This is a genomic window from Synechococcus sp. CCY9202 (assembly GCF_034931685.1).
Lineage (GTDB): Bacteria > Cyanobacteriota > Cyanobacteriia > PCC-6307 > Cyanobiaceae > CBW1002.
In genome coordinates this window covers 1-4,554 of record NZ_JAYGID010000099.1, presented here as the reverse complement: position 1 = coordinate 4,554, position 4,554 = coordinate 1, and the positions used below count along the sequence as shown (strand labels likewise).

6 protein-coding genes are annotated in these 4,554 nt (G+C 59.4%); 4 read left to right on the top strand and 2 right to left on the bottom strand.

Annotated features, from left to right (window positions below; translation table 11 throughout):
• Window positions 1-152 precede the first annotated feature (152 nt).
• The 4 genes from VB777_RS12835 to VB777_RS12820 all read left to right on the top strand — a co-directional run bounded on the left by VB777_RS12835 (window position 153) and on the right by VB777_RS12820 (window position 2,767).
• Window positions 153-332, top strand: coding sequence for a hypothetical protein (locus VB777_RS12835; protein ID WP_197158637.1), 180 nt, complete (start codon window positions 153-155; stop codon window positions 330-332).
• 267 nt (window positions 333-599) lie between these two features.
• A complete protein-coding gene (gene xseA, locus VB777_RS12830; protein WP_323249440.1) occupies window positions 600-1,721 on the top strand; it encodes an exodeoxyribonuclease VII large subunit in 1,122 nt (373 codons plus the stop codon).
• A gap of 38 nt (window positions 1,722-1,759) precedes the next feature.
• Window positions 1,760-2,182 (top strand): exodeoxyribonuclease VII small subunit, encoded by a 423-nt coding sequence (gene xseB / locus VB777_RS12825; protein WP_323249439.1) that lies wholly within the window; start codon window positions 1,760-1,762, stop codon window positions 2,180-2,182.
• Between the two features lie 189 nt (window positions 2,183-2,371).
• Window positions 2,372-2,767 carry a DUF2834 domain-containing protein gene (locus VB777_RS12820; RefSeq protein WP_231598196.1) on the top strand — a complete coding sequence of 132 codons (396 nt, stop codon included), beginning with the start codon at window positions 2,372-2,374 and terminating at the stop codon, window positions 2,765-2,767.
• A gap of 18 nt (window positions 2,768-2,785) precedes the next feature.
• On the opposite strand, the gene VB777_RS12815 is transcribed toward VB777_RS12820, so the two are convergent.
• Window positions 2,786-3,163: a hypothetical protein gene (locus tag VB777_RS12815; protein ID WP_323249436.1), complete on the bottom strand. Its 378-nt coding sequence runs from the start codon at window positions 3,161-3,163 to the stop codon at window positions 2,786-2,788.
• 68 nt (window positions 3,164-3,231) lie between these two features.
• On the bottom strand, window positions 3,232-4,152 hold the full coding sequence (locus VB777_RS12810) for a YihY/virulence factor BrkB family protein (RefSeq protein ID WP_323249434.1): 921 nt from the start codon (window positions 4,150-4,152) through the stop codon (window positions 3,232-3,234).
• Window positions 4,153-4,554 lie beyond the last annotated feature (402 nt).

Genomic DNA, 4,554 nt, shown 5'->3' with positions numbered 1-4,554 from the left:
GGGATCCGCTCCTCGATCGAGACGTAGGAGAACAAGGAGCCGCTGCGCTCCTGCTGACCTCGCATCAAACCTGGGGCAGTTGACTCATTCTCGCAGAGGAAGCGGGGTTTTTCAGCAAACTCTTAGGCTGCCTCCGCTGTGCCGCCGACTCGATGCCACCCAGCTTCTATGTCAACAACCGCCGGGACGGCTCCAGGTTGCTGAGTAGCGCCCTGGTGATCACAGGTGCGGGCTTTGTACGGATCGATCATCCCGTTGGACGCGTCGTGGCCGTGATCGGTTCTGTCGTCAGCCTCTACTGGTGGTTTCAGTACCGCAAGCTGGAACACTGATGGCAGGCTTCATATCAGAGTCGCGATTATCAGTCTCCTGCTCAGCCTGCAGCCATCGATCCGGCCTGGAGGCTTGGCCAGCCTCAATCTCAACCAGAGCACACAACGACCTTCACCGACAGGTGGACCAGCCCCAGTGGCGCGAGACCCAATGGTGTACGAACCAGTGGCACGACCAACGGATCTCCCACTGACGTGATCCCATCTCCGCTGGAGCCCCGATCCCAGAACGCCTACGCCACATCCGCTGGCCTGCCTTCATTTGGCGTGGCCGAGCTCAATCGGGCCATCGGAACCCTGCTGGAACGGGGGTTTGCGCCGCGCTTTCTGCTGGAGGCGACCGTGAGCCGTCCGCAGCTCAAGAAGGGACACATCTGGCTGACCCTCACCGATGGCGACGCCACCATCTCAGGGGTGATCTGGTCTTCCCTGCGCCAGAAACTCTCGTACCTCCCCGCCGAAGGTGACGGTGTCACCATCATCGGCCGTCTCAATTTCTGGGACGCCCGAGCCAGCCTCTGCGTCCAGGTGCTGGACATTCGCCCAGGGCGCCAGGCTGCCTTGCGCCAATTCGAGCGGGTGCGGGAACTGTTGGCACCGGAAGGCTGGTTCGACCCAGAGCGAAAGCGCCCTCTGCCCGAACATCCCGGGTGCATCGCCCTGCTCACCAGCGTGCCCAGCTCCGCCCTGGCGGACATGCTGCGCACTGCCCGCGAACGATGGCCGGCCACACGGATTCTGGTGGTGCCGATCCCCGTGCAGGGTCCCGTGGAAGGGGAAATCTGCACGGCGCTGGAGGCCGTAAGCCGCCAGGCCGAACGACTCGGTGTCGAGGCGTTGGTGCTGGCCCGAGGGGGAGGGAATCGAGAGGATCTGGCGGTGTTCGACGGCGAACGGCTGGCCCGTTGCCTGGGCAGTGCCGCAATCCCGGTGGTCTGCGGTCTGGGCCATGAAGACGACACCACCATTGCTGATCTGGTGGCGGACTATCGGGCCGCCACGCCCACGGCCGCTCTGGTGGCCCTGCTGCCTGACCAGCAGGGGGCACTTCTGGATCTGCGCCAGCAACGTCTCCATCTGCAGCGATCCTTGCGCTGGCGCCTCGATCTGGAAACACAACGGCTGGCGCAGCAACGCCAGAGGCTCGAGGCTCTTCACCCCCAAGGGCTGCTGGTTCAGAGCCGCCAGCGTCTGCAGCAGCAACGTCAGTTGCTTCAGGCCCTCTCGCCGCAGCACATCCTGGAGCGTGGCTTCTCGCTGGTGCGGGGGCAGGATGGCCATCTGCTGCGCACCTGGAAGGAGGTGAACGCCGGTGACGCGATCACTGTGCAGCTCCGTGAGGGGGGGCTGGAAGCCGTGGTGAGCCGCAGTGCCGCAACCTCGATCTGAAACACCTGGTCCAGTGACGACCCTGACCACCAACCCCCATGCTCAAGAAGACCGAAGCAACTCCATCCGAAGATTTCCCAAGCGACGGAACAGCCGCCACCGATCCACTGCCCACGACACCGGTCAAGGGCAGCTCCAATCTCAGCAAGAGCCCAAAAAGATCGGGTCGCAAGGCAGCCGAACCCAAGGCAGCTGATCGCCGGGCATCGGCCCCCAAAACAGATCCCTCACCCAGCGGGGCAGAGGATCTCAGCTTTCTCCAGTCTCGAACGGCCCTTGAGCTTGTGTTGGCGGAGCTGCAGACCAGCGACCTCGACGTCGAGCACATGGCGGCGCTGTACCGACGTGGCCTGAGCTACATCGATCGATGCGAAGCCATACTCGAACATGTGGAACAAGAGGTGTTGCAGTGGTCCCAGCAAGACGAACAGAGTGAGCCAAGGCCTTTCGAACCCTCATGAACGAGACACACCTCACGCCGATCCAGTCCTTGACAACACGGAGACCACTCACCCGCCGATCAAATCACTCAGCCTCCATCATCCACCCCATAATCCGCACATCTCAATTCGACCAAGCAATCTTCCGCCGATGATTCTTGGCACCAACTACAACCCCACTGATCCACCACAATTCTTGAGGAACGATGTATGACCTCAAAGTCCTTCGCCATGCACTGGCTTCCCCAGAGTCCCTTACAGGCGATCTACCTCATCCTTGCCATTGCTGGAGCCGTGCTGCCCTGGATGGCTAATCTTGACTTTATCGAACTCAATCATCAGGCCTTCGATCTGCCATCATTCATCGCTTTAGCGACCGCCAATCCTGCCGCCACCTCTCTGTCCAGAGATCTGATGATCGGCGCCACTGCTGTGGTGATCTGGATAGTGCAGGAAAGCCGACGCCTGCAGATGCGCGGGCTGATCTGGGTGCTACTGAGCTGCGTCCTGATCGCCTTCGCCTGCGGGGCTCCTCTGTTTCTCTATTTGCGGGAACGTCGCCTGGCAGAACAATTGAGTGAAGGGGTGCAGGCCACGGGCAGCTGAAGCACCCGACGCACGCCGTCAACGATCGTCCACCTCCTGGGCCACCACATCGATGGTGACGGTGCTCGCCTCCTTCTCCATGCCGCGAGACTGAGGCTGCAAGGGATCATCGGTGAGATTCACCATCATCCCCTCCGATTCCGCCTGCATGGATGCACCGCAGAGAGGACAGGACTCCTGGGAAAAGCTGGCACTGCCGCAACGAGGACAGGTTTGCAGGCGTCGCCGCAGAACCTGCCAGCCAATCCAGACACCCCCAGCAGCGATCAGCGGCAGCAGCAGCAGGCCAAGGGTCAGACCTCCAAGCACATCCAGCAGGACACGGCCTGCTGGGCTGGGGGCCAGCAGGAGAAGACCCAGCAAGACAAGCCAGATCCAGGGGAAAGAGCGCTGCATCAGATCTGCGAAGCGATGAGGTTGCGATGCATGATCAAGTCATGGCAGGGGTTCGGGCGACAATCCGCTCAAAACACAAGTTTGGGCTTTCTATTTTTACGTGCGTGCCACAACACCACATTGAGACACTGACTGTAATAGAGAACAACACCAATAAACCAGATCCACAGGGTCAGCACAAGGACACCACCCACTACACCATATGCCTGGAACCTGACACCCAACAGCAGCAGGATTGGCCCAATCGAGAGATTCATCGTAATCAGCACAACCGCAGCCAACACGGCTCCAGGCAGCACAACCCCAAAAGGGACAAGCCGTGAGGGCAAGATCCACAGACCGACCCAGGAGCACAGCAGGCCAATCAGGATCGAAGCACCAAGGTCGGCCCAAAGTGAAACATGGAGCAGGTTTTGCAGCCAAGGTGGCAACCAGGCAAAGGCAACGTCACCATCGATAAACAAGCCAAGGTTACTGATCAACTGATCAAAAACAAGCAACACTGCCAAGACTGAGATCAGCAAGAATGCCTTCAGCCTGAGCACAACGAATCTCCTGACAACCTGGTCCCATGGCAGTCCCTCCAGCCCCGCATGTCGCCAACCCCATACACGATCCATGCCCCGCTGAAGAGTCAGATAAATATTGCCAGCACTGAGCACAAGGAACAGAATGCCCAATAGGCCCGCCCCAAACCCTTGACGCGTAAATTTCTGCAATAGAATCTCAAAAAAAGGCAAGCCAGAAGCCGGCAAAATACCATCTGCCACACCAAGCAATCGCTCCACCAAGCCGCGATCTCTGCCAAGAATCCGCGAGGCAATCGAAAGTGCAATCAACACTGCTGGCAAAAAAGACTGCAGACAGTGATAGGCAAATGCTGCGCTGAGATCCGTGCAATCGTTCTGCAACCATAACCTGTATGCTCCCCAGAAAGGCTTCCACGAACGTTGTAAACGCAGAAGTGATCGAGCCTGCGGCATTGTCATCGAACCCAGTGCCACATCAAATCAGCCTATGCACGGCATCGTATCCAGGCCAAACCAAGTCCACCGATCAATCGTAGCCTTGGCACAGCTGTGCTCCCCATCCTGACGTCTTGGCACGTACGTCCCTATTGGCCCCAACGTCCCTACCAGCTCCTGACTTGACGCATCACGCAAGGACCCAAGCATCGAAACCAATCCCCAGCATCGGCAACTCAATATCATCCCCCCTTGGGGACTGGTGATCGAGGTCGGACAGCTATCTCGTGGCCACCAACCCACAACCCAGGCACACGAAAACGCCCCCGATCGCAGCCTTCAGGCTGCCATCGGAGGCGTCGTCGTGGAGCAAAGTTTGACCTGGCATCGAGCTATTTTCGCAGGAGGCTACCCTCCAACTATCGT

Bases quoted from the DNA above. Each gene is read 5' to 3' on its own strand.
- VB777_RS12835 (WP_197158637.1), top strand. From the start codon at position 153: ATGCCACCCAGCTTCTATGTCAACAACCGCCGGGACGGCTCCAGGTTG.
- VB777_RS12810 (WP_323249434.1), bottom strand. From the start codon at position 4,152: ATGACAATGCCGCAGGCTCGATCACTTCTGCGTTTACAACGTTCGTGG.
- VB777_RS12820 (WP_231598196.1), top strand. From the start codon at position 2,372: ATGACCTCAAAGTCCTTCGCCATGCACTGGCTTCCCCAGAGTCCCTTA.
- VB777_RS12815 (WP_323249436.1), bottom strand. From the start codon at position 3,163: ATGCAGCGCTCTTTCCCCTGGATCTGGCTTGTCTTGCTGGGTCTTCTC.
- xseB (WP_323249439.1), top strand. From the start codon at position 1,760: ATGCTCAAGAAGACCGAAGCAACTCCATCCGAAGATTTCCCAAGCGAC.